The 24,163-nt window shown below is 46.3% G+C and carries 21 protein-coding genes; 20 read left to right on the top strand and 1 reads right to left on the bottom strand.

All coding sequences use genetic code 11. From position 1 onward, the window contains the following. Nucleotides 1-66 precede the first annotated feature (66 nt). Entirely contained in the window at nucleotides 67-321 is a 255-nt protein-coding gene (locus DXC23_RS06920; protein ID WP_117705412.1) for a hypothetical protein, read from the bottom strand. A 452-nt stretch (nucleotides 322-773) separates the two neighbouring features. On the opposite strand from DXC23_RS06920, the gene DXC23_RS06915 reads away from it, so the two are divergent. From DXC23_RS06915 to DXC23_RS06825, 20 genes are all read left to right on the top strand, one after another. After that, complete coding sequence (locus DXC23_RS06915) at nucleotides 774-1,379, top strand: helix-turn-helix domain-containing protein (RefSeq protein ID WP_087375882.1); 606 nt, start codon at nucleotides 774-776, stop codon at nucleotides 1,377-1,379. 46 nt (nucleotides 1,380-1,425) lie between these two features. Beyond that, entirely contained in the window at nucleotides 1,426-1,605 is a 180-nt protein-coding gene (locus DXC23_RS06910; RefSeq protein ID WP_087375883.1) for a hypothetical protein, read from the top strand. 125 nt (nucleotides 1,606-1,730) lie between these two features. Beyond that, entirely contained in the window at nucleotides 1,731-2,558 is an 828-nt protein-coding gene (locus tag DXC23_RS06905) for an AAA family ATPase (RefSeq protein ID WP_347474785.1), read from the top strand. Then, nucleotides 2,512-3,456, top strand: coding sequence for a ParB/RepB/Spo0J family partition protein (locus tag DXC23_RS06900; protein WP_117705410.1), 945 nt, complete (start codon nucleotides 2,512-2,514; stop codon nucleotides 3,454-3,456). Before DXC23_RS06905 ends, DXC23_RS06900 begins: the two co-directional genes overlap by 47 nt. Nucleotides 3,457-3,656: 200 nt before the next feature. Continuing rightward, nucleotides 3,657-4,364, top strand: coding sequence for a hypothetical protein (locus DXC23_RS06895; protein ID WP_117705409.1), 708 nt, complete (start codon nucleotides 3,657-3,659; stop codon nucleotides 4,362-4,364). Nucleotides 4,365-4,446: 82 nt separating this feature from the next. Next, entirely contained in the window at nucleotides 4,447-8,643 is a 4,197-nt protein-coding gene (locus tag DXC23_RS06890; protein WP_117705408.1) for a SpaA isopeptide-forming pilin-related protein, read from the top strand. Between the two features lie 165 nt (nucleotides 8,644-8,808). Beyond that, complete coding sequence (locus DXC23_RS06885; protein ID WP_032521095.1) at nucleotides 8,809-9,111, top strand: hypothetical protein; 303 nt, start codon at nucleotides 8,809-8,811, stop codon at nucleotides 9,109-9,111. An 8-nt stretch (nucleotides 9,112-9,119) separates the two neighbouring features. Then, the gene (locus tag DXC23_RS06880; RefSeq protein WP_079275717.1) at nucleotides 9,120-9,389 is read left to right on the top strand and encodes a hypothetical protein; all 270 of its coding nucleotides are present in this window, start codon (nucleotides 9,120-9,122) and stop codon (nucleotides 9,387-9,389) included. 128 nt (nucleotides 9,390-9,517) lie between these two features. After that, nucleotides 9,518-10,120, top strand: coding sequence for a hypothetical protein (locus tag DXC23_RS06875; protein ID WP_117705407.1), 603 nt, complete (start codon nucleotides 9,518-9,520; stop codon nucleotides 10,118-10,120). A gap of 1 nt (nucleotide 10,121) precedes the next feature. Next, complete coding sequence (locus DXC23_RS06870) at nucleotides 10,122-10,820, top strand: hypothetical protein (RefSeq protein WP_117705406.1); 699 nt, start codon at nucleotides 10,122-10,124, stop codon at nucleotides 10,818-10,820. A gap of 12 nt (nucleotides 10,821-10,832) precedes the next feature. Then, nucleotides 10,833-11,039, top strand: coding sequence for a hypothetical protein (locus DXC23_RS06865; RefSeq protein ID WP_032521093.1), 207 nt, complete (start codon nucleotides 10,833-10,835; stop codon nucleotides 11,037-11,039). Then, nucleotides 11,036-11,494, top strand: a complete 459-nt coding sequence (locus tag DXC23_RS06860; RefSeq protein ID WP_117705405.1) for a hypothetical protein — start codon at nucleotides 11,036-11,038, stop codon at nucleotides 11,492-11,494. Before DXC23_RS06865 ends, DXC23_RS06860 begins: the two co-directional genes overlap by 4 nt. 853 nt (nucleotides 11,495-12,347) lie before the next feature. Continuing rightward, the gene (locus DXC23_RS12660; protein ID WP_087375893.1) at nucleotides 12,348-12,701 is read left to right on the top strand and encodes a TnpV protein; all 354 of its coding nucleotides are present in this window, start codon (nucleotides 12,348-12,350) and stop codon (nucleotides 12,699-12,701) included. Beyond that, nucleotides 12,629-19,711, top strand: coding sequence for an LPD25 domain-containing protein (locus DXC23_RS06855; RefSeq protein ID WP_316521824.1), 7,083 nt, complete (start codon nucleotides 12,629-12,631; stop codon nucleotides 19,709-19,711). The genes DXC23_RS12660 and DXC23_RS06855 overlap by 73 nt, the downstream gene beginning before the upstream one ends. Before the next feature lie 75 nt (nucleotides 19,712-19,786). Beyond that, nucleotides 19,787-20,113, top strand: coding sequence for a DUF6664 family protein (locus DXC23_RS06850; RefSeq protein WP_117705403.1), 327 nt, complete (start codon nucleotides 19,787-19,789; stop codon nucleotides 20,111-20,113). 106 nt (nucleotides 20,114-20,219) lie between these two features. Next, a complete protein-coding gene (locus tag DXC23_RS06845) occupies nucleotides 20,220-21,203 on the top strand; it encodes a DUF3991 and TOPRIM domain-containing protein (protein ID WP_117705402.1) in 984 nt (327 codons plus the stop codon). 74 nt (nucleotides 21,204-21,277) lie between these two features. After that, nucleotides 21,278-21,571, top strand: coding sequence for a hypothetical protein (locus DXC23_RS06840; protein ID WP_117602805.1), 294 nt, complete (start codon nucleotides 21,278-21,280; stop codon nucleotides 21,569-21,571). A 90-nt stretch (nucleotides 21,572-21,661) separates the two neighbouring features. Further along, a complete protein-coding gene (locus DXC23_RS06835; RefSeq protein WP_117705401.1) occupies nucleotides 21,662-21,991 on the top strand; it encodes a plasmid mobilization relaxosome protein MobC in 330 nt (109 codons plus the stop codon). Further along, a complete protein-coding gene (locus DXC23_RS06830; RefSeq protein ID WP_117705400.1) occupies nucleotides 21,991-23,400 on the top strand; it encodes a relaxase/mobilization nuclease domain-containing protein in 1,410 nt (469 codons plus the stop codon). The genes DXC23_RS06835 and DXC23_RS06830 overlap by 1 nt, the downstream gene beginning before the upstream one ends. Then, nucleotides 23,342-24,157 (top strand): PcfB family protein, encoded by an 816-nt coding sequence (locus DXC23_RS06825; RefSeq protein ID WP_117705399.1) that lies wholly within the window; start codon nucleotides 23,342-23,344, stop codon nucleotides 24,155-24,157. Before DXC23_RS06830 ends, DXC23_RS06825 begins: the two co-directional genes overlap by 59 nt. Nucleotides 24,158-24,163 lie beyond the last annotated feature (6 nt).

Below are 24,163 nucleotides of genomic sequence, written 5' to 3'. Positions count from 1 at the left end.
TATTTTATTTGCAATGCAAAAATATTGTTTCAAGCTATTTTCAATACTTTTTCGGTGCGGAATTTGTTAGTCAAATGACAGTATTTCCCCGAAGTCGATGTCCTCATAGTCGAGTGAGCTGTAAATGTCTGTATCGTCAGACTTTTTATGAATTTCGTAATCATCGCAGTCTTTGTCAAGGCTGTAGAGCATAGCTTCTCGTGTTAATGCGGCGTAGTCACTGTCGCTGAGTGTTTTACTCCCAACACACTTTAGCGGATTTTGAGAAAAAATGCCCCATTTTAAGAGTAAATGCTCTTGTCCGCAAAAAGTGGTTACCATCTCCGTTTTGGCTGCTTCCGACAGTTCGAAATGCGAGAGAACTATCGGAGAGAACTAACCGTACTGCTATCAAACATAATAACCGAAAAAGCCCGTAAAATCAATGGTTTTGAGGAATACGGCAACTAAAAAGGTCATTCGATTTCGAATGTGTTATGTGATATGGAAAGTGTTAGAAAGGAGCAGAAAATAATGCAAGAAAAACTACTTTATTTACAGGTAAAATCCGAGCCAAAAGCGGCGAAAAGCGGCAAAAAACCGTGAGTTCGAATGGGTTTCAAAAATGGCTCAAAAAAAGCAAAAAAGAGAGAACTTGGAGAGAACGGAGAGAACTCAGGAGAGAACAAAACCCCTTTTCCCACCTACTTTTCAGGCACTCTCAAAATACTATTGGAGAGAACTTTTACACCTTTCTTCTGCTGTTGACCAAAAAGCGCAAAGAGGTGTAAGTGATGATTACAGAAAAATATTGCAACGAGATTTTGCAGCAATACCCCGAATACATAACCAAAGACCAAATGTACCGTATCTGTCATATCAGCAAAAAGACCTGCTTGTTTTTATTGGAAAGCGGTCTTGTGCCGAACATAGATAGCGGCAAAAAAACACGCCGCTTCAAAATCAAGACGGTTGATGTTATTCAGTATTTGAAAGACAGAGATGATTACCCAGAGCTATTCAAAGCTCCAGACGGCTTTTACAAAGGAAAAGGCGGAGATAAAAAAGCTCCGTCCTTTGATGAGGTGTTCACACAAGAGGATTTAATCCGTATGCGGCAGTATTATGAACGACTGCTAAAAAACAACCCAGATGTTATGTCGGTTGAGCAGGTAGCTCAGTTTACGGGCTACAATAAAAATTCGGTTAGTCGCTGGTGCGGTAAAAAAGAGCTGAAATGCTTTTATATCAAACAGCGTTATCAAATCCCTAAAGAGTATCTATTGGATTTCCTTGTAAGCAGATATTTCATAGGAATTGCCGTGAAGTCTGTCAAGCACCAGAGGTTTAATGAGCAAATACGAAAATTGCGTACAGGCAGCGATGGCACAATGGCGTAATTTCTTAAACATATCTATAATGAAAAATGAAACGGAGGTATTCGTTATGAAAGATAAAACCTACCACGCATATCTGGATAGCCACGAGCGACAGTTGGTAATACATAGCCTTGTAGAGCTGAAAAACAGACTGATACAGGAAGGTAGATACACGGACTGCGTTGACGAGCTGATTTTCAAGGTTGTCAATGCTCCTGTTAAGAAAATGAAAATTGAACATATCTAAGGCATATCACACATAGCCGCTTATTCTTATTCACCTAAGAGTAAGCGGCTTTTTTGCGTTCTCTCACTCTTTTACATAGCCGCCTTGACAAAGCGGCTAAATTTATGCGAAAGGAGGACGCACAAATGTCAAATTGCAAAGTGATTGCTCTGACCAATCAGAAAGGCGGTGTCGGTAAAACGACCACGGCGGTCAATCTGGGCGTAGGTCTGGTACAGCAAGGAAAGAAAGTTCTGCTCATTGATGCTGATGCACAGGCAAATCTCACAATGGCACTCGGCTACAACAGACCTGACGATATACCCATAACGCTCTCCACCGTAATGCAGAACATCATAGACGATAAATCTCTTGATGTTTCGCAAGGTATCATACACCATAGCGAGGGCGTTGACCTGCTTCCGTCCAACATTGAGTTATCAGGCTTTGAAGTAAGGCTTATCAATGCTATGAGCCGTGAGCGTGTTCTGAAAACCTATGTAAATGAGGTTAAGAAGAATTACGATTATGTGCTTATCGACTGTATGCCCTCTCTCGGTATGATAACGATAAATGCTCTGGCGGCGGCAGACAGCGTGATTATCCCAACACAGCCGCACTACCTTTCAGCGAAAGGTTTGGAGCTGTTGCTTCGCTCTGTGTCAATGGTAAAACGACAAATCAATCCCAAGCTGCGGATAGACGGTATTTTAATGACTATGGTAATGCCCCGTACCAACATTTCTAAGGAAATCACGGCAACGGTAAAAAGTGCCTACGGTCAAAAAATCAAGGTGTTTGATACTGAGATACCGCATTCTATCCGTGCGGTGGAAGCTACCGCAGAGGGCAAGAGCATTTTTGCTTACGACAAAAGCGGTAAGGTTGCCGCAGCTTATGAGCAGTTCGGAAAGGAGGTGGCAGAGATTGGCGAGAAGCAGAGAAACCAAAATCGAACTGACCGCTTACGATGACCTTTTTCAGACAGATGAAAGCCGTGCAGAAGCAAAGCTGAGTAAAATCAGAGATATTCCCTTATCGCAGATTGACGAGTTTCCAGACCACCCGTTCAAGGTTTTAATGGACGAGGATATGCAGCAGCTTGTCGAGAGCATTAAGCGAAACGGCGTAATGACCCCTGCTACCGTTCGGCTTAAAGAGGACGGACGGTATGAGCTTGTAAGCGGACACAGAAGAAAAAAGGCTTGCGAGCTTGCGGGGCTTGAAACGCTGAAATGTGAGGTTAAAGAGCTGACCCGTGATGAAGCCATTATTGTAATGGTAGAAAGCAATTTACAGAGGTCAACGATTTTACCGAGTGAGAAAGCCTTTGCCTATAAAATGCGGCTTGAAGCGATGAACAGGCAAGGACAAAGGAATGATTTAACTTCTGTGCCAATGGCACAGAAGTCCGAAAAAAAGACTTCTCGTGAAAAATTAGGAGAACTTGTCGGAGAAAGTCAAGACCAAATCCGCCGTTTTATCCGTCTGACCGAGCTTGTTCCCGAAATCCTGCAAATGGTAGATGAAAGGCAGATTGCTTTTCGTCCTGCCGTTGAAATCTCTTATCTGACCGAAGAACAGCAATACACCTTGCTTGAAGCTATGAGCTACAACGACGCTACCCCGTCGCTTGCACAGGCTATCAAAATGAAGAAGTTTATGCAGGAGGGTAAGCTGACAGGCGAGGTTATCCAGAGCATTATGGAGGAAGAAAAACCCAATCAAAGGGAAAAGCCTGCTTTCCGTGACGAGAGGATAACCAAACTCATTCCTAAATCTGTTCCCAAAGGACAGGAAGCGGATTTTGTTGTAAAAGCGTTGGAGTTTTACAACCGACACTTGCAGCGAAACAAAGCTCAGGAACGATAGCCGCACACCGAGGGCGAGGTCTGCCCGTTTTCGTGGATAGCCGCTTTTTCGGCTTCCCCCTCTCCACACCTCACCCCCTTTTTTACTACCAAGACTATCCGAAAAAGGAATATATGCAAAACTCTTTGTTTGAAAGATTTTCTACCTTTGAGAGCTTCTGAGGTTTTTCGTATAATGAAGCCGCAAAGGAGGTCTATGCTATGCGAAAAAAGATGATTGCAATGCTATTTGTGCTGATATTGACATTAAGCGGCTGTGCTGATGTTTCAACAGCTCCCGAAGAAAGTGATAATTATGAGTTTGTAGCGGAAACAGAAGCCGCCGCCGAAACAGAAAGCACAGAAAGCAGTTTTTTCTCGGAAAGTAAAGAAAGTGAAAGTGCCAAAACGGATACTGAGCTTGAAAGCAATGCCAAAGTTACAGAGTATGAGCCTGTTGAAAGCGAAACTTCAAAACAGAACGAGCCTGTATCGCAAGGAAAAAATCAAGTATCTGAAACAAAACCTGCGGTAACGGAAAGCAGCTCTGCTCCTGTCGAAAAGCCAGAGAAAACAGAGCCGCCTGCGGAGATACCACCGCAGACAGTTCCCGAAGATACAAAGCCTAAAACCGCCTATGATTATGAATTTGACATTGAAACGGTCAAGGAAGATTGTATCGGCATTGGTCTGGATATGGGGCTTGCCTTAGACAGCTCACTCACTCCGAGTAATTCTACTTGGTGGAAACCTGTAACGGCATCACAGAACAATCAGGGCGAAGCATTAAAGCAGAGCCTTGAACGCTATATCACATTCCATACTGTCGAAAATCTCGGCGCATACGGAATTGATGAAATCACAACTTTTAATATTTATTGCGAAGCAAGAGGAAACGGCAGCTACTCGATTTATTTCCTCTTTGCGTGAGCAGCTATCAGGCTTTTCCCTCTGTTCAAAGACAGAGGGATTTTTTTATGCCCAAAATCAAGAAAGGACGGTTTAACAGCCTATGAAAACTAAGTTTACAAAGAAAGGCAGGCGTATCCTGTCGGCGGCTCTCTGCTTGCTGATGATGATAACAGCTCTGCCGATGTCCGCCTTTGCGTGGACGAGCGAGGAAGGTAAAAGCTGCACATCTTCCTTTGGCGATTACTATGTCGGCTCTGACGGCGAGTATTACCGAAGCAAAGCGACCTATTCCTTTATCGTTTATGACAGTAAAGGCAACATTACCGTGCAAAGCATTAACGCAGGTAATGCCAAGCGAAAATATCTGATGACAGATAATAGCGGAACACATCAGGTTTACTGCGTGGAGTCTGGCGTTGATTTCAACACGGGCAATTCCTATGTGTCCAAAAGCGGAAAGAACAGCTCGTATTTTCAAAACCTGCCGACTGACGCTCAGTTCGGTATTATGATGGCTTTGATGTACGGCTGGCACGAGGGTAAATCCTCTCCCGTTGCAGGCACAAATGTAGATGATTATGCTTTTGCGACCCAGACAATTATCTGGGAATATCAGCAGCAGCTCCGCACAAGCCCCTCAAACCGCCAGAGTGCAAACGGGATTGACGGGGACACTTACTACTATTCCCTGAAAGGCAGACCCGCCGAGAAATGCTACAACTGGATTTTGTCGCAGATGTCAAAACACTATACCATTCCGAGCTTTGCAGCAAGAAGCCAGAGCAATGCGGACACCTACACTCTCAAATACAATCCCGATACAAAGAAATACAGCCTGACGCTTGAGGATACCAACAACACATTGTCCGATATTAAGTTTTCCGCAAGCGGTATTTCCGTAACAAGAAGCGGCAACAAATATACTTTTACGAGCGATAAGATGATTACTTCTCCCGTAACAGTATCGGCACAGAAAAATGTCAATCTCGATTGCGGAGAAATGCTTATCTGGGGCTGTGTTGGTAAACAGACAATGGTTTCTGGAGCTTCCGACCCCGTATATTTCTATCTTAAAATCGACACAGAAACCTACGGCACAGGGCAGATTAAAAAGACCTCTGAGGACGGTGTTGTGTCTGGCATTAGCTTCAATATTTCTGGAAACGGTGTAAATAAAACCGTTATCACAGGCGCAGACGGTACGGTAGATGTTCAGCTAATGCCGGGGGTTTACACCGTCACAGAGCAGTCCATTGACCGATACGAGCCGCAGAGCGTTCAAAGGGTAACGATTGTAAGCGGTCATACTGCTACCGTAACCTTTAACAACACCTTGAAGCGTGGCAGTCTGGAGATTATCAAAAACTCTGAGGACAATCTTGTGGAGGGTGTGAAGTTCCACCTTTATGGCACATCTCTTAGCGGCTTGCCCGTTGATGAGTATGCTGTTACCGATGAAAACGGTGTGGCAAGATTTGAAAATGTCCTAATCAGCGGCGAAACACCTTACACCGTAGAGGAAGTAGATACGGCTATTCGCTATGTTGTTCCCGAAAGCCAGACAGCTCCTATTGAATGGGAAAAGGTTACAAGCCGCAGCTTTACGAACATTCTCAAAAAGTTCAATGTGACCGTGACGAAATCCGATGCGGAAACAGGCACGGCACAGGGCGACGCTTCTCTTGCAGGTGCAGTTTACGGCATTTATAAAGGCGAAGAACTGATTGACACCTACACTACGGACGAGAACGGGCAGTTTACAACAGACTATTATATCTGTGATGATGATTGGACTATCCGAGAAATCAGCCCGTCTGAGGGTTATCTGCTCGATACTACAATTCATCATATCGGCGCAGAGCCAGAGCTTTATACCGTAGAGCGCAACAGTACCGCAAACGATGTGACTGAGCAGATTATCAAGGGCAATATCGCCATTATCAAGCACACCGATGACGGAGAAACCCAGATTGAAACACCCGAAACGGGAGCAACCTTTGAGGTCTATTTGAAAGCCGCAGGCAGCTATGACGCCGCAAAGGAAACCGAGCGAGATATACTCACCTGTGATGAAAACGGCTTTGCTCAAACAAAGGATATGCCTTACGGTGTTTATGTCGTGGAGCAGACCTCTGGGTGGGAAGGTCGAGAGCTGATGAAGCCTTTTGAGGTATTTATCAGCAAGGACGGTCAGACCTACCGCTATCTTATCAATAACGCTAATTTTGAAAGCTATATCAAAATCGTAAAGAAAGATGCGGAAACAGGTGCTACCATTCCGTATGCAGGCGCAGGCTTCCAGATTTACGACCCCAACGGTGAGCTTGTGACAATGACTTTCACTTATCCCGAAGTGACGACCATTGACACCTTTTATACCACAGCAGACGGTTATCTCATTACGCCGCAGACTTTGGAATACGGCACAGGATACTCAATCGTGGAAGTGCAGGCTCCGTATGGCTATGTTCTGAACTCCGAGCCTGTCTATTTTGATGTAACGCAGGACGGCTCTGCCGAAGAAAGCGGCATTACGGTCATTGAGGTAGTTCGCTCCAATATGGCGCAGAAAGGCACAATTACCGTTTCTAAGTCTGGTGAGGTGTTCACTTCCGTTTCTGAGAATAATGGAATGTATCAGCCCGTATTTGCAGTACAGGGGCTTGAAGGTGCGGTTTATGAGATTACCGCCGCCGAGGATATTTATACTCTGGACGGAACGCTGAGAGCTTCTAAGGGAGAGGTTGTTGACACTATTACCACAGGCACGGACGGAACTGCAAAATCCAAAGAGCTGTATCTGGGCAAATATGAGGTCAAGGAAATCACAGCTCCTTACGGAATGGTGCTGAATGACGAAATTCACGCTGTCGAGCTTGTGTATGCAGGTCAGAATATTGCTGTTACCGAAACCGAAACGAGCTTTTACAATGAAAGGCAGCGTGTGGAAATTGACCTTGTAAAGAGCCTTGAAACAGACGAAGCCTATGGTGTTGGCAATAATGGCGAAATCTTTGATGTAACCTTTGGATTGTATGCAGAAACAGACCTTACCGCCGCAGACGGTACGGTTATCCCCGCCGATGGTCTGATTGAGATTATTTCTCTGGACGAAAACGGCAAAGGCACGGTCAATAGTGACCTTCCGTTCGGCAGCTACTATGTAAAAGAGCTGTCAACCAATTCCGCTTATGTGCTGAATGAGCAGAAATACCCTGTCCATTTTGAGTACGCAGGTCAGGACACGGCGGTTGTTCATCTTTCCGCAAATGACGGCGAAGCCATTGAGAATGAAATCATTTACGGCTCGGTAAGCGGTCTGAAATCCGATGAGGACGGAAAGGCTCTGGGCGGTGCGGTCATCGGTATCTTTAAGACAGGTACAGAGGAGTTTACGAAAGAAAATGCTATCCAGACTACCACATCAGCCGATGATGGTAGTTTTTCTTTTGAAAAAGTACCGTATGGCACTTGGGTAATTCGTGAAATTGAAAGTCCCACAGGTTTTGTACTCTCCGAGGAAGAAATCGCCGTAACTGTCGGCAAAGTTGATGAGGTCGTGGAAATCGAGCTTGTGAACTACTTTATCAAGGGGAATATTGAACTGACTAAGGTTGACGCAGATTATCCCGACAATAAGCTCACAGGTGCGGTCTTTGAGGTGTATGCCGATACAAACGGCAACGGCGAATTTGATAAAGACGATAAGCTGTGCGGCGAAATGACTGAGCTTGAGGGCGGCGTTTATCAAATGACCGAGCTGCGCTACGGCAAGTATTTCGTCCGTGAAAAAACAGCTCCAGACGGCTTTGTGCTTGATGATGGCGTGTACGGAGTTTCCATCGAGGAAAACGGCAAGACCTATACCGTAGAAAACAAAGCAGGCGTTGGCTTTATCAATGACGCACAGAAAGGCTCTCTCAAAATCGTAAAGACTTCCTCTGACGGTAAAGTTGAGGGCTTCTCTTTCCGTGTGACAAGTGCTGACGGCTACGACCAGAATTTTAAGACAGACAAGAATGGAGAAATCTTTATTGAGGGCTTGCGTATCGGTGAATACACCGTGTCCGAAGTCAGCGACTCGGCTTCCGCAGGATATATCCTTCCTGCCGACAAACAGGCAACCGTCAAAACAGACTCTACTACGATTGTTGAAATGCACAACGAGTTCAGGGATACGCCAAAAACAGGCGATGACTTTAATCTGGGCTTGTGGGTAAGCCTTGCGGCTGCTTCCGTTATCGGTGCAGGCGTTCTCGGCTTTGTCGGCTTCAAGAAAAAGAAAAAGGAGGACTGATTTATGGACGCTAAAACCATTATCGCCATTGTGCTTGTAGTGTTTATCGTCGGTGCGGCAATATGGCTTAATATCCGAAACAGAAAGAAGAAATAACCCGATATGACAGGAAAGAGGGCGGCTTATGTTGATAAGCCGCCCTCTTTCCATATATGGAGGCAATCTATGAAAAATCTGAAAACCATTGAAGCTAAGGTAAAGGCTATTCTGCAAAAGAACGAGGACGCAAGAAACGATGATATGACCCTCTATCTGATTGTGTGCAACACCTACTTGAAAGGTGCAGGTGCAATGCCCTTTGCGGAAGTAATGGAACAGTATAAATATCTCGGTCTGCCGAGCTTTGAGAGCGTGGGAAGAACACGCCGTAAGCTGCAAGCAAAATATCCAGAGCTTGCGGGGAACGCCCGTGTAAGGCGGCTCCGTGCCGAAGGCGAAAAGGCATACCGCAAATACGCTAAGGAATGAGGTGTGAAATGGAAGAAAAACGCATAAACGGCGGTTATGAAATCATCGAAAGCTGTACTATCGGGAACAACGAGCTTGTCATCGGTCATAACGCCAAAGCCCCCAACCCGTATGTGTGTTGGTACTGCAAGGACGGCTCGGATTATTTTTGGGGATATTACTGCAATCAGTTATCGGAAGCGAGGGAAAAGCTGAATGAACGCTACCAAAGAGAGTGCTGTATGCCCTACAACCAGCCCGATAAAAAACAGAAAAGCCGTGATGACCGTGAGCGATAAACGAAAATATGACTGCACGACCTGTCCTTATCCCCGATATAAGGACGGGTCTGTTATTTTCTGCGATGTCTGTATCCGCAGGATTTTAGACGAGCAGAAAGAGGAAAAGAAACGAAAGGAGCAATCGAATGAGTGAAGAAAAACGAATGCTCGGCAATTATGAGGTCGTGAACAGCATTTATATTGGCGACAAAGAGGTTGTTTTCGGTGTAGATAAAAGCGATAAATACCCTTTCCTTGTAAGCTACTGCGACTACCATAATCCGTTTGGTGTGCCGTGGGCAACAGAAAGCGTTGGTTGTGACGATTATCTGGAAGCTATGGGGATTTTCATTCAGCGAGTACAGTCCCAGATAGAGCAAACCAAATCCGAATTATCCAAATTCGCTTTTGACAATACCGTGTTCACGAAAGACCATTGTATTCCCGACAAACGCAGCAGCAGTATTGTCGGCAAGGTTGTCGTTATCAATGCAGAGCCGAAACGGTATGAATATCAGCACCCTGCTTTTCAGCTCGTTTTGGCGGACGGCGGCAATGGAGCAACAGGCGGCAGAGGTAACGCTGTCTTTGGTACTTGCCTTGCCACAGGCGAAAAATCCAGATGGGAACGGTACGATGTGTTAGGAGAAATCAAGCCCGAATGTATGCCTGATTGGGCAAAGGAAGCTCTTGCAAAAATCAAGGAGCAGCAGAAAGAGAAAAAACAGAAAAATCGGGAGGAACGCTGATATGGAGATACGAGCCTTAACCCCTGCCGAACAGAAATACACCTACGCTCAAAGTATGCAGCTTGAGGGACAGACAAGTAATATCGGACACTTGCGTGGAGATTTTGCATCTTCTGGATATGGCTTTTACACTACTTGGTTTGATACAAGACCGCAATGGAAAACGGACGAGTTTAAGAAAGAGCTTGACGAGGTTATCAATTCGCTTCGTGAGGACAAGGGACTTTTGCACAACCGCTATGATATGAGTGCGTTTGCAAAGCATTATCCCGAAAGCGCATTTGCAGGAAGCTATTGCACCGAGTACGGTTTCCGTGTGGATACGGAAAAACACGCCTTTCTGTTTCGGTGCAATCCGACTAAGGGCGATTACAATTTTTACTGCTATTGCTTTGTGAAAGAATGGCTTGATAAGCATATCCAAAAAGCTGAACAGGGTATCCGATTTATCGACCCAAATTACAAAGAGCTGTTTCGTATCCCAGACGGCGGCAAAATCATCATCACATCATCGTGGGGAGAAAAAACCGAACGCCCCTGCCGTTTTATTGACGAGTATCATACCGAGATTGGAAATAACATTTTCCATATCTGCGAGTTTGCCGAGCGTATGGAACAAAACGGAGCGACCTATGAGCCAAAGCCCACAGAGCCGCAGACGGTAACAAAAGCCCCAAAGCATAAAGATTTAGAACGATAGGAGGTTTTGAAAATGGCACTCAACCAAAAGGCAATCAAGGTGCTTGGTAAGGTCTTTGAAGCAGGCTTTACTGATGAAAAGTCGATTGCCGCTATGACAATGGACGATATTCTTGCGATACAGGGTATCACCATAGCCGACATCGGTATTATCAATGAGCTGCAAAAGAGTATCAAGGCAAATAAGGTCATTTCCTTTTTCGGGGGTAATGCTGAATGAGTACAGAGCTTATCAACCGTATTACAGTAAAGAAAGACGGTGTATATCTGTCCTCACACAGTTCAAATGATACCGCCCCCTTTCACTCTTGGCGGTGTAAAAGCCTTTCGGAAATCTATGCCGCCGAGGGACAGGCAGGACTTGACCGAGAAATCGTTTGTATGCTGTATGAATACGCACAGCTCCGTGGCAGTCATAAAAGCCTTGACCGTTATCGCTATGCGATTGAAAGTCCTGCTGCTCACGCCATCTATAAAAAATATACCGACCAAATTGACGACAAATACGAACAGATGGACAAAGCAGATAAGGACAGCGTATGGTACAAGCCGACAGAAAAGGCAAAGGAATATCGAGCCTTTGAGCGTGAAATGCGTAACAAAATGTATGCTGAGATTGCCGAGCGATGCGGCGAGTATGACCGCAAACACAAAAACCGAGATTTAGAACGATAAGGAGGTGTGTAAAGAATGGCTGCGAAGTATCAGCTAATTACAGAGCTGTATCGGCGCACAGGCGTGGCGGTTGCTAAAAATCCGCAGGCGTGGCAGAGCTTTTTGTCTGCCGCTTGCCGCAACTATAAATGCCGATTTGATGAACAGCTCTTGATTTACGCTCAACGCCCTGACGCTGTTGCGGTAGCACAGCTTGAAACTTGGAACAAGCAGTTTAAGCGTTGGGTAAATAAAGACAGCAAAGGCATTGCGGTGTTCGACCCGAAAGGTCGTAGGAACACGCTGAAATACTATTTTGATATATCCGATACGCACGAGGGTTATTACGGCAGCCGCCCTGTTCCGATATGGCAGATGAGTGAGCGATACGAGCAGGCAGTTATTGAACGGCTTTCCGACAGATTTGGCGATGTGGAAAGCACCGACCTTGCTTCGGTGCTGATGGAAACGGCAAAAAACGCAGTTGAGGATAATTTGCAGGATTATATGCCGCAGCTCAAATCCTGTACGCAGGATAGTTTGTTAGAGGGTCTTGACGAATATAATATCGAGGTCATTTACCGACAGCTTGCGGTCAACAGCGTAGCATATATGCTGATGAGCCGTTGCGGTGTTGATACCGAAGCGGTATTTGAGCGTGAGGATTTTGCGGAAATCATTAACTTTAATACTCCTGCCACTATCAACGCTCTCGGTATTGCTACAAGCGATATTTCTGAAATGGCACTCAGAGAAATCTCTCAGACTATCCGAGATGTGCAAATTGCGGAGAAAAGTCAAAATCGCACCTTTGCGCCGCAATCTCAAACACGCTATGATGTAGGCAGAGAACAAGCCGAAAGGAGTAATCATAATGAGCGAAATCACATACACCAAACAAGGGGATTATCTTATTCCCGACCTAACATTACCGACAGAGCCAGAAATTCAGCTTGGCAGATACGCTTTGATGCACAGGGATTATCTGGAGCAGCACAAACGAGTGACCTACCTCAACCTGCTGACATCGGGCGAGCTGAACAAACATCTTTACGAGGTGGAACAGACGGCTCTCACGAGGTTGGAGCTTCTGACAAAACAGCTTTGCAAGGAGCAGGGCGTGACGGAGGAACTGAAGGAAAAAGCACCGATGCAATGGGTCGGGCTGATGAACAATATCCGCAGTCAAGCGGAGGAAACGATACTGAACGAGCTGATTTACAGCTAAATGTCGCTGATGAACAGCAGGTCACAGTTAATCTCCCCACCGTAGAAGAACAGATTGAAATGTTAGCTGAAGCAGAGGACGAAAAATCCTCTGCTTTTGTTATTTCTCAGGAAGATATTAACTCTGTTCTCCAAAGAGGAAGCGGATTTCAGAATGGTAAATACCGTATCTACCGTCAGTTTCAAAAGAATGAGGACAGCAAAGGCAATATTGATTTTCTCAAAAAAGAGTACGGCACAGGCGGCGGTACGCACTATTTCCCAGACGGTATGCAGGGACACACTTGGCACGACGGGAAAGGCATTGCGATTGAAAAGTACGGCTCATCTGCAAACCCCGACCTTGTTCTTTCTTGGGCAAAGGTAGAAAAACGGCTGCGTGAGCTGATAAAGAATGACCGCTACCTGAATGAAAAGGAAAAAGACCATTACGCCGATTATCTCGAAAGCGAGGAAGCTCCGCAGTACGAAATCGACACGCAAAGGAAAATGGCAAGGCAGCGTTTCATTGACGCAAACCGTGACCTTCCGCCTGCCGATAAGAGAGATACCCTTGCTTTGCGGCTGTCCGATTTTATCCGTGATTTAGACGGTTATGAGAAAGACCTGCTTGAAAATGTGGAGCGTACCGACCTTGCAGATGTGACCGCCGAACAAATGGAACAGCATTTAGGCGACCCCGCTACTGTCCAGCAGCTCATTGATTTTCTTGCTTTGGTACAGGGAAAGACCGCCGATGTTTACAGCCGCAGCAATGCGTGGCGGTTTTCACAGGAACTTATGGAGCTGTATCCTCTCCGCTATGTCTATCACGAGGACGATGTTGTATATATCGGGGCAGACAAATATGAGATTGCGGCGTTTGACGAAAACGCTGTTTCTCTGCGTAATCCTGACTTTCCATTGTTCGGAAAGGAACTCAGCCGAGCTGATTTTGAGGAAAAGTTAAAGGAAAACCCTGCTAACGACCACTTGAAAGTAGTCGTTACCGAAAAGCAGAGTGTTCAGACACCGTCCGAAGAAAAGCCAGACGGCATAAAGTTCTCTATCGGATTTTCGGAACACCCCGCCTTTTATGACAGGCAGTTTAATGACCGATATACCGATTTGAGCTTTGCTCTGGGTAACTATCTTCTCGGCGTTCTGGACGAAAGGCAGCATCGAGAGCGTGAAAGCAAGGATAATGTCGGTTGGTATCATAAGACCGATTTTGAGATTACCGCTACTATCGGCGGCGAAGATTTCCATTATGAAGGACGGTTTGATATTGGCGACGGCGAGGGCGACCTTATCTCCCATATCAAAAACTTTTACGGATACTCTCTGTCCCCGAATTGCCCGTTTATTCCCGAATGGAAGAAACAGGGCGAGGATTATTACCGTGAACAAATAGAAAGCCTGCAATGGGGACGAGATGTGTTTGTACCATATCTGGAGCAGCATAAAACGCTCACCCCAGAGGACGAAAAGCTCTATGCGGAGATTATGGCAACGGAAAGCGATTGGTTTGTCCCTGTTGAGGATAAACAGCAGGCTTCTGATTTGCAGCCGCAGATTGTCGCTTATTATAAATCCGATGACGAAAATATTGTCATTGTGCAGGCTTCCAACGGAAAATATTTTAATCACTACGGCTACGATGAGGACAGCAACAACTTTGCTTCTGCGGCAGGCGGCTTTGATACCTTTGAAGAAGCCGAGCAAACCTTATACGCTCACCGCCCGACAGCCATAGATATAACAGAGGAAAAGCAAACTCCGCATTATACCGTAGAACTGACTTCCGATGCCTTTGCCGACCCGTTTATCATACGGGATAACACCGTACCATACGGAGAGGACGGGCAATATTACGATGTGGACGGTATTTACCAGACCTTTGAAACCGAGGAAGAAGCACAGGAATATGCCGACACCTTGAATAGTGCCGAAAATATCGTCAAGCTGTTCGCTCAGAAAGATGAGGAACGAAGCCAGCAGGAACAGCCCGATATACAGGATAACTCTGACCTCATCGGTAAGGAAATCCTTATTGATAACCGCCGCTATGTCATTGAAAGTATCAGCGAAATAAGCGGCGATGTGTCAATGCGGGATATGACCTTTGCAAATGCCGTAGGCTTTCCCATAAACCGTGTTGAGAAAATCGGCTATATCCGCAGTCTGCTCAGTAAGGCACAGGAAGAAAAACAACCCGAAAAGGCTGTATCTCCTGTCCCTGCTCCTTCAGAGCCACGGCACAATTACCGCATTACCGAGGATACTTTGGGTGTCGGCGGCGCAAAAGAAAAGTTCCGTAATAATATGGCGGCTATCAATCTCTTGCACGAGTTGGAGCTTGAAAACCGACTTGCCACACCCGAAGAACAGGAAATCCTTTCAAAGTATGTCGGTTGGGGCGGTCTGTCTATGGCATTTGATGAAAACAATGCGGCGTGGGCTGATGAGTTCAAAGAGCTGTATGCAAGTCTTTCCCCAGAAGAATACCGTGCGGCAATGGAGTCCACCCTGACAGCATTTTATACGCCGCCTGTTGTAATCAAAGGTATGTATGAAGCTCTTGAGCGTTTGGGATTTTCCGAGGGCAGTATTTTAGAGCCGTCCTGCGGAACGGGCAATTTCTTCGGACTGCTCCCCGATACGATGGCAGGCTCAAAGCTCCACGGTGTAGAAATCGACCCTCTTACGGGAAAAATCGCAAAGCAGCTCTATCAGAAAGCCAATATTGCCGTGCAGGGTTTTGAAGAAACAAAGCTCCCAGACGACCACTTTGATGTGGTTATCGGCAATGTGCCGTTTGGCGATTTTAAGGTCAACGACAGCCGTTACAACGCCCAGAAGTTCCTTATTCACGATTATTTTTTCGCAAAGGCTCTTGATAAAGTTCGTGCAGGCGGTGTTATTGCGTTCATTACCTCTAAGGGAACAATGGATAAGGCAAGCCCCGAAATACGCAAGTATATTGCGCAGAGAGCCGAGCTGCTCGGAGCTATCCGACTGCCTGATAACACTTTCCGAGCAAACGCAGGCACAGAGGTTACGAGCGACATTCTCTTTTTGCAGAAGCGTGACCGAGTGATTGACGCAGAGCCAGATTGGGTACACCTTGATACCGATGAGAACGGTATTACGATGAACAGCTATTTTGTGCAGCACCCAGAGATGATTTTAGGCGAGATGAAAATGGAAAGCACACGCTTTGGTTTTGACTCCGCCTGCAAAGCCTATCAGGATATACCTTTGTCGGAGCTGCTTCATAACGCTGTTCAGAACATTCAGGGAGAAATCCCAGAGTACGAAAACGAGCTTGATGAAATCTCTGACGGGCAGGACGCTTCTATTCCCGCCGACCCGAATGTGCGAAACTTCTCGTATGCGTTGGTGGACGGCAAGGTTTATTTCAGAGAAGATGACCGTATGACCCCTGCGGCGGCGTCTGTTACCGCAGAAAACCGTATCAAGGGACTTATCCAAATCCGTGATTGCGTGAGAAAGCTCATAGAGTATCAGACCGAGGATTACCCAGATGATTTGATACACACCGAACAGGAAAACCTAAACCGTTTGTATGACAGCTTTACGAAGCAGTACGGACTAATCAACAACCGAGGAAACTATCTCGCTTTTGCATCGGACGAGAGTTACTTCCTTTTGTGTTCTCTGGAGGTGCTTGACGATGAGGGTAATTTCAAAAGAAAAGCGGATATGTTCACGAAAAGGACGATAAAGCCTCACCGTGAAATCACTTCCGTTGAAACTGCAAGCGAAGCTCTTGCCTTGTCTATCGGTGAAAAAGCCCGTGTTGACCTGCCCTATATGGAACAGCTTACAGGCAAACCGAAAGAAAAAATCATTAAGGACTTGCAAGGCGTTATCTTCCGTATCCCCGCAACCGAGCCTGCTCAGTATGTAACTGCCGATGAGTATTTGTCTGGCAATGTAAGAGCCAAACTCATAACCGCCGAAGCCGCAGCAAAAGAAAATCCAGAGTTTGCGGTCAACGCACAAGCCTTAAAGCAGGTCATACCGCAAGACCTGTCGGCGGCTGAAATCTCTGTCCGTCTGGGTACGACTTGGATACCGCAGGAGGATATTCAAAGGTTTGTAATGGAGCTTTTAACTCCGTCAAGCTATGCACAAAGCCGTATCAGGGTAAGATATACCCCGATTAACGGCGATTGGTTTATTGAGAATAAGAGTTCCGATTACGGAAATGTAAAGGCGGACAGCACCTACGGTACAAAGAGGGCTTCCGCCTATCGTATTATTGAGGATACTCTAAATCTCCGTGATACCCGTATTTTTGATTATGTGTATGACGAGAACGGAAACAAAAAAGCCGTATTCAACGCAAAGGAAACCACGGCGGCACAGGCAAAACAGGAAGCAATCAAACAGGCGTTTCAGGATTGGATATGGAAAGACCCAGAACGGAGAAACCGCCTTGTCAGGTATTACAATGACACTTTTAATTCCGTCCGTCCCCGTGAGTACGATGGAAGTCATATTACTTTCGGCGGCATCAGCCCAGAAATCACCCTAAGACCGCACCAAGTAAACGCTATCGCTCATATCCTCTATGGCGGCAATACTCTCCTTGCCCATAAGGTGGGTGCGGGAAAGACCTTTGAAATGGTAGCCGCCGCACAGGAAAGCAAGCGGCTCGGACTTTGCAATAAAGCGATGTTCGTTGTTCCAAATCATCTTGTCGGTCAATGGGCTTCTGAGTATCTGCGTCTGTATCCGAGCGCCAATATCCTTGTGACACGAAAGCAGGATTTTGAAACGGGAAACCGCAAAAAGTTCTGTTCCCGCATTGCCACAGGCGATTATGATGCGGTCATTATCGGGCATAGTCAGTTTGAAAAAATCCCGATGAGCATTGAACGGCAACGGGAACAGCTCGAACAGCAGCTCGATGATATTGAGCGTGGTATTGATGATGTGCAGGCAAGCAAAGGAGAACAGTTCACGGTCAAGCAGCTTATGAAAACCCGAAAAGGGATAAAAGCAAAGCTCGACAAGCTCAACGATACCAAGCGCAAGGACACGGTAATCGACTTTGAACAGCTCGGCATTGACAGGCTCTTTATTGATGAGAGCCATTTTTACAAGAACTTGTATCTCTACACGAAAATGCGGAATGTCGGCGGAATTGCCCAGACCGAAGCTCAAAAATCAAGCGACCTGTTTATGAAATGCCGTTATCTGGACGAAATCACAGGCAACCGAGGGACAATATTCGCAACGGGTACGCCTATCAGCAATTCAATGGTAGAGCTGTATTCTGTTCAACGGTATTTGCAGTATGATACCTTACTGCGAAACGGCTTGCAGCATTTTGACAGTTGGGCGTCTACCTTTGGAGAAACCGTGACTGCTCTGGAGCTTGCCCCAGAGGGTACAAACTACCGAGCTAAGACACGCTTTGCCAAGTTTTTTAATCTGCCAGAGCTGATGTTGATGTTCCGTGAGGTGGCGGATATACAGACCGCCGATATGTTAAAACTCCCCGTGCCGAAAGTAAATTACCATAATATCAAGACCAAGCCGAGCGAGATACAGACCGAAATGGTAGCTGCTCTTGCAAGCCGAGCAGAGAAAGTCAGGGCAAGGCTTGTAGAGCCGAATGTTGATAATATGCTCAAAATCACGAATGACGGGCGCAACCTTGCTCTTGACCAGAGAATGATTGACCCGATGCTGCCAGATGACCCGAACAGCAAGGTCAACGCCTGTATCGACAATGTGTACCGTATCTGGGAGGAATACGCCGACACAAAAGCTACGCAGCTTGTGTTTTGCGACCTCTCCACTCCGAAGAATAACGGCACATTTAACATCTACGATGATGTGCGTGAGAAATTGGTTGCCCGTGGTATCCCTGCCGAGCAGATACGATTTATCCACGAAGCGACCTCAGACGCACAGAAAAAAGAACTGTTCGCAAAGGTACGAAGCGGCGAAGTTCGTGTATTGTTAGGCTCTACCCCAAAAATGGGCGCAGGCACGAATGTTCAGGACAGGCTCATAGCCATTCACAATTTGGACTGTCCGTGGCGACCGAGCGACCTTGAACAACGACAAGGGCGTATTGAAAGACAGGGAAATATGTTCCCAGAGGTTGAGGTTTACCGCTATGTAACCGAGCAGACCTTTGACGCTTATCTCTATCAGTTGGTAGAAAGCAAACAGAAATTCATATCCCAGATAATGACGAGCAAAAGCCCTGTCCGTTCTGCCGAAGATGTGGACGAGGTTGCTTTGTCCTTTGCGGAGGTCAAAATGCTTGCTACAGGCGACGAGCGTTTTAAGGAAAAAATGGACTTAGACATTCAGGTTTCCAAGCTCAAGGTGCTGAAACAAAGCTATCTATCCGAGCATTACGACCTTGAGGACAGGATACTCAAACACTTCCCTCAGACCATTGCGGAGTATGAACAGCGTATTGTCTGCTACGAAGCCGACACAGCTCTTGCCGAACAGCACAGACCGCAGGGTGAGGAAAAGTTCTGTCCGATGACATTGCGTGGTATTAGCTACACCGAAAAAGCCGCCGCAGGTGAAATGCTCCTTGCGATTTGCAAGGAATATCCCTTGTCCGCACCTATCGAAATCGGCTCTTATCGTGGCTTCAAAATGGAGATTTTCTATGATACGGTGGGTACTCATTACTGCCTTAACCTCTGCGGGCAAGCAAAATACAAGGTGGAATTAGGCTCTGACCCTCTGGGAAACCTGACCCGAATTGAAAACGAGCTTGCCAAGCTCCCCGCACGGTTGGAAGCCGCACAGATTAAACTGACGGAAACTATCGAACAGCTTGAAACCGCAAAAGTCGAGGTACAAAAGCCTTTCACCTTTGAGGAAGAACTGAAAGAAAAGTCGGAACGGCTGAACGCTCTCAACATTGAGCTAAATCTGGATAAAAAAGACCCTGCCGTGCTTGACGCAGAGCCAGAAGAAGCCGGGGAACAGCCCGAAAGAAAATGTGCAAATCGTGAGAGATAATCAGATTTCCACATTTGTTAAGCTCTTTTTCGAGATGTATAATAGGGCTGTGAAATGAAATTCGGAGGTGGTTAGATGGCAAAGGATTTGAGCTTCAGCACATTTCTTGATGAATACGATACTGACTTTTTCGATTATCTCAGCAAAACAAGCACAGCTTGTCATTCCGAAACGAGGTATAAAGAGCTGACGGAAAAGATTAAAACACTCTATGAACAATATCCTAATGTGCGGAAAGTCCTTGATGTAGATAGACCCTGCGAGCTGTCTGCGGAAGAATGTACCGCTTTGAGTGAAGTGCTGAAATGCAAAAACGAAATAGCAAACTTAGAGCTGAAAGAGGTTTATTTCAAAGGCTGTATTGATTGCGTCAGCTACCTTAAAAAGCTAAGTATTCTCTAACCCATTGCGGCATTGGCGTGAAGCTGATGCCGCTTTTACATAGCCGAGAGGTTTTCTTAACGGAAAATCCCTCGGCTTTTTCTATTTCTGGAGGTGATTTTATTGAATGAGAAGTAACCGACCCTATGTGCAGCTTGACCCTGCCGTGATTGAGCAGGCACGGCAAATGGACTTGCTATCCTATCTGCAACGGTATGAGCCGAACAATCTAAAGCGTGTGGCAAGCAATGTGTATTGTACCAAAGAACACGACAGCTTGAAGATTTCCAACGGCAAATGGTATTGGTGGTCGAGAGGTTTCGGCGGCGTTTCTGCCCTTGATTATCTCATCAAGGTTAAGGAATACAGCTTTGTGGAAGCCGTAGAACTGCTTACGGGTATCACGGCGGATTGGAAGCCGCCGCCTGTCCTTGTTTCAAAAGACGAGCCGAAGGAACTGCTTTTACCACCGAAGAATAAGGACTGTAACCGAGTGACCGAGTACCTTTTCGGGCGTGGGATTGACCTTTCAATCATACAGGACTGTATTGCGGACGGTACAATTTTTGAAAGCTCCAAGTATCACAATGTCGTGTTTATCGGAAAGGACGAAAGCGGAACACCCAAGTATGCCGCCTACCGTGGCACAATGAGCAGTTCTTTTAAGGGGGACGCATCGGGCAGCGACAAGCGGTATTCGTTCCGACTTCTGGCAGACAAACCGAGTGATACCGTGCATTTATTTGAAGCCGCCATTGATTTACTGTCCTACGCCACCCATCTAAAGTGTGAGGGAAAGGACTATAAATCGGAAAATCTGCTCTCTCTTTCGGGTGTGTATCAGCCAAAAAAAGAGATAAAAGACAGCAAAATCCCCATAGCCCTAACCACCTTTTTGAAAGCAAATCCCCATATCAAGACTATTTTTCTGCATCTGGACAATGACAGAACGGGCAGGCTTTGTACCGCCGCCCTCAAAGAACTTTTGCAGAAATACTACAAAATCGTTGATGAGCCGCCGCCTGTCGGTAAGGACTTCAACGATTTTTTATTATCCTATCTGGGGATTGCAAGACCGATTTCAAGCCGTGAAAGGAGTGATGCCCGTTGATTGTCCGCAGATTTTGACCTGAAGAATAACACGACAAACAAAAAAATTAAATGTTGAAAGCGAGGAAATAACCATTGAAAAAGTATGATGTAACCCTGACTGCCCATTATGAAAAGACCATTTCTGTTTGTGCTGAAAGCGCAGAACAGGCAAAGGCAAAGACCGAAATTATCCTGTTCGATACCGACCTTATCAACTTTACCGATGAGGATTTTATCTGCGGTGAAGCCAAAATCAACGAGTCTTGCGAGGACGGTGCTGAAGATACCGACGAAGAAGAAGCGAACGAGGACGAATGTTGTTCGGACTGTCCGTACTTCTGTCCCGTGTGCGGAGAATGTATGTATGAGGACGAGTGCGACGAGTAATGTCTTACCAAGCACTGAATTTGGTTATCCAAATTCGCTTGTTAGGGGGCAACCCCTAATACCCCGCAGCAGAAAGAGAGGTGCAGCAAAATGCGAAAACGAAATGTGCAGATACTTTTCCGCTTGACTGAGGAAGAAGCCGAACAGCTCTACTCTCTCGTTAAAAAATCAGGCTGCTCAAAAGAAGCGTTCCTGAGAGGAATGGTAAAAGGCTATCGGCTCTGCGAAAAGCCTGACCCAGAGTTTTATAAAATGATGCGTGAGCTGTCTGCCATCGGCAACCGTATCAATCAGCTTGCGGCAAAAGCCAATGCTCTGAACTTTGTGGACGCTCCGATGCTGAAAGAGGAAGCGCAAAGGTGGCACGAGTTTCAAATCGCTGTCCGAAAAAAATATCTGCTTCCAAGAAAAGCACCGTAATGGCAGTCTGTGAAATATGGGATGTGCGTGGCAGGCTCGACCACCCCATAGATTATGCGGAAAATCCTGAAAAGACAGCTAACCCCAAATACACCGAAGCGGATTTGCAGGCTATGGTCGATGTAATGGAATATGCCACCAACAAGGATAAGACCGAGCAGCGTTATTTTGTCACAGGCGTAAACTGCGACCCGACCACCGCCAGAGATGAAATGATGATTGCAAAAGCGCAATGGAACGATGAAAGCGAGATTGTCTGCTATCACGGTTTCCAGAGCTTTAAGCACGGTGAGGTTACGCCAGAGCAGGCGCACGAGGTCGGTGTAAAACTTGCCCAAAAGATGTGGGGCGACAGATTTCAGGTTATCGTTGCCACTCACCTAAATACCGACTGTCTGCATAACCACTTTGTCGTAAACTCCGTATCCTTTACGGACGGCAAGCATTACCACGACAACAAAGCAAACCTGCGGCTTTTACGACAGCGTTCCGATGAGCTTTGCCGTGAATATGCCCTGTCCGTCATTGAACACCCAAGCGGAAGGAAAAAGCCATACGCTTTGTATCAGGCTGAGAAAAACGGTATGCCCACGAGGGATAATGTTACACGGCAGGCGGTGGACGAAGCTATCAGCAAGTCATTCACGCTGAAAGACTTTGACCGCATTATGGCTGAAATGGGATACCGTGTGAGCTTTGACCCAAACCGCAAATATTGGACGGTCATCGGTAAGGGGTGGAAACGCCCGAAGCGGCTGTATAAGCTCGGAGAAGAATATACCAACGAGAGGATTATGGAGCGTATCACAGAAAACTCCTACGCCGTAAAGTTCTCCAGATTTACCGAGCCGCAAAGGACGGTCAAGGTATTCCGTGTCAAAGGCTCTCTAACGGGGGCTAAAAAAATCGGTGGATTGCGGGGGCTGTATCTGCACTACTGTTACAAGCTCGGTATCCTGCCTAAAAATAAAAAACAGAATTACGCAAGGCTTCATTATCTTTTGAAAGACGACTTAATGAAAATGGAAGCTATCACACAGGAAACAAGGCTGCTATGCCGTAATCGCATTGATACGGTAGAGCAGCTCTTGTCATATAAAGGCTCTTTGGAAACGGAAAAAACCGACCTGCTTCAAAAGCGTAAGGAACTTTATTCTATCTCCCGCAAAACAGGCGGCGAAGAAAAGGAAGCAATACGGTCACAGCTTTCCGATTTATCCAAACGCCTGAGCGTTATACGAAAGGAGGTCAAGCTGTGCGAGAGTATCGAAGCCCGTAACGCTGCTCTCAAAGAAAAGTTATCCACCATACGGGCAGATGAAGAACAACAACGAAAGGAGCTGATGACGAATGAATACAAGCGGCGAAGCGGCAGAACAAATCGTCCGAATGAGCTTGGAAGGATTTGAGGTCGCAGCCAAAATCACAGGCGCAGGTGCGAAGAACATCGCCGTTCTCCTCTATTCCATTCTGAAAGAGGAAAAGAAAACAAAGGGCAAAGCAAGGCTTACCAATATGCTCCGTTCTGGCAAGGAACTGAAAGTCTTTACCGTAAAGAACGGCGACCTGAAAAAGTTTACGCAGGAAGCTAAAAAGTACGGCGTACTTTACTGCGTCCTTGCGGACAGAGGAAACAAAGACCCCAATGCGGAGGTCGATGTGATTGCCCGTGCGGAGGACGCATCGAAAATCAGCCGTATTGCGGAACGCTTCAAATTGGCGTCGGAAACCACCGCTTCTATTGTGACAGAAACCGAGAAATCCAAAGATGAAAAAACAGGTCAGCCAGAGCCCGACATCGGCGTACAGGAAAAAGCCGAGAAAGACAAGCTGCTCGATGAGCTTATGGGTAAGCCTATCCAAAAGGAGGAAAATGCTCAAAACCCCTCATTGGCAAAGACCGAAAAATCCCCTCAGTCCGAGCCTATCTCAGAGCAGCCAAAGAAGTCCGCAGAGGGGGCTACTATGACTAAGGAAGAAAAACCGTCTGTCAGAGAGGAACTGCGGAAAATCAAGGAGAGCCGAAAGGAACAGGAAGCGGATACTTCTTCTGCTTTGGAAAAAAGCTCTGCTTCTGACAGGGTGAAGAAGCAGCCCGCAGGCAAGACCGAGCATAAGCAGCCCCAGAGAAAGAAAAAGAAACCCAAATCTAAAGAAACGAGGTAAAACAGT

It is taken from the genome of Eubacterium sp. OM08-24, assembly GCF_003438075.1.
In the GTDB taxonomy this organism is placed as follows: domain Bacteria; phylum Bacillota; class Clostridia; order Oscillospirales; family Acutalibacteraceae; genus Ruminococcoides.
Note: the sequence above shows the minus strand (reverse complement) of the source record. Positions and strands in the feature narration are given on the sequence as shown.

Bases quoted from the DNA above. Each gene is read 5' to 3' on its own strand.
- DXC23_RS06920 (WP_117705412.1), bottom strand. From the start codon at position 321: ATGGTAACCACTTTTTGCGGACAAGAGCATTTACTCTTAAAATGGGGC.
- DXC23_RS06915 (WP_087375882.1), top strand. From the start codon at position 774: ATGATTACAGAAAAATATTGCAACGAGATTTTGCAGCAATACCCCGAA.
- DXC23_RS06910 (WP_087375883.1), top strand. From the start codon at position 1,426: ATGAAAGATAAAACCTACCACGCATATCTGGATAGCCACGAGCGACAG.
- DXC23_RS06905 (WP_347474785.1), top strand. From the start codon at position 1,731: ATGTCAAATTGCAAAGTGATTGCTCTGACCAATCAGAAAGGCGGTGTC.
- DXC23_RS06895 (WP_117705409.1), top strand. From the start codon at position 3,657: ATGCGAAAAAAGATGATTGCAATGCTATTTGTGCTGATATTGACATTA.
- DXC23_RS06890 (WP_117705408.1), top strand. From the start codon at position 4,447: ATGAAAACTAAGTTTACAAAGAAAGGCAGGCGTATCCTGTCGGCGGCT.
- DXC23_RS06885 (WP_032521095.1), top strand. From the start codon at position 8,809: ATGAAAAATCTGAAAACCATTGAAGCTAAGGTAAAGGCTATTCTGCAA.
- DXC23_RS06880 (WP_079275717.1), top strand. From the start codon at position 9,120: ATGGAAGAAAAACGCATAAACGGCGGTTATGAAATCATCGAAAGCTGT.
- DXC23_RS06875 (WP_117705407.1), top strand. From the start codon at position 9,518: ATGAGTGAAGAAAAACGAATGCTCGGCAATTATGAGGTCGTGAACAGC.
- DXC23_RS06870 (WP_117705406.1), top strand. From the start codon at position 10,122: ATGGAGATACGAGCCTTAACCCCTGCCGAACAGAAATACACCTACGCT.
- DXC23_RS06865 (WP_032521093.1), top strand. From the start codon at position 10,833: ATGGCACTCAACCAAAAGGCAATCAAGGTGCTTGGTAAGGTCTTTGAA.
- DXC23_RS06860 (WP_117705405.1), top strand. From the start codon at position 11,036: ATGAGTACAGAGCTTATCAACCGTATTACAGTAAAGAAAGACGGTGTA.
- DXC23_RS12660 (WP_087375893.1), top strand. From the start codon at position 12,348: ATGAGCGAAATCACATACACCAAACAAGGGGATTATCTTATTCCCGAC.
- DXC23_RS06855 (WP_316521824.1), top strand. From the start codon at position 12,629: ATGGGTCGGGCTGATGAACAATATCCGCAGTCAAGCGGAGGAAACGAT.
- DXC23_RS06850 (WP_117705403.1), top strand. From the start codon at position 19,787: ATGGCAAAGGATTTGAGCTTCAGCACATTTCTTGATGAATACGATACT.
- DXC23_RS06845 (WP_117705402.1), top strand. From the start codon at position 20,220: ATGAGAAGTAACCGACCCTATGTGCAGCTTGACCCTGCCGTGATTGAG.
- DXC23_RS06835 (WP_117705401.1), top strand. From the start codon at position 21,662: ATGCGAAAACGAAATGTGCAGATACTTTTCCGCTTGACTGAGGAAGAA.
- DXC23_RS06830 (WP_117705400.1), top strand. From the start codon at position 21,991: ATGGCAGTCTGTGAAATATGGGATGTGCGTGGCAGGCTCGACCACCCC.
- DXC23_RS06825 (WP_117705399.1), top strand. From the start codon at position 23,342: ATGAATACAAGCGGCGAAGCGGCAGAACAAATCGTCCGAATGAGCTTG.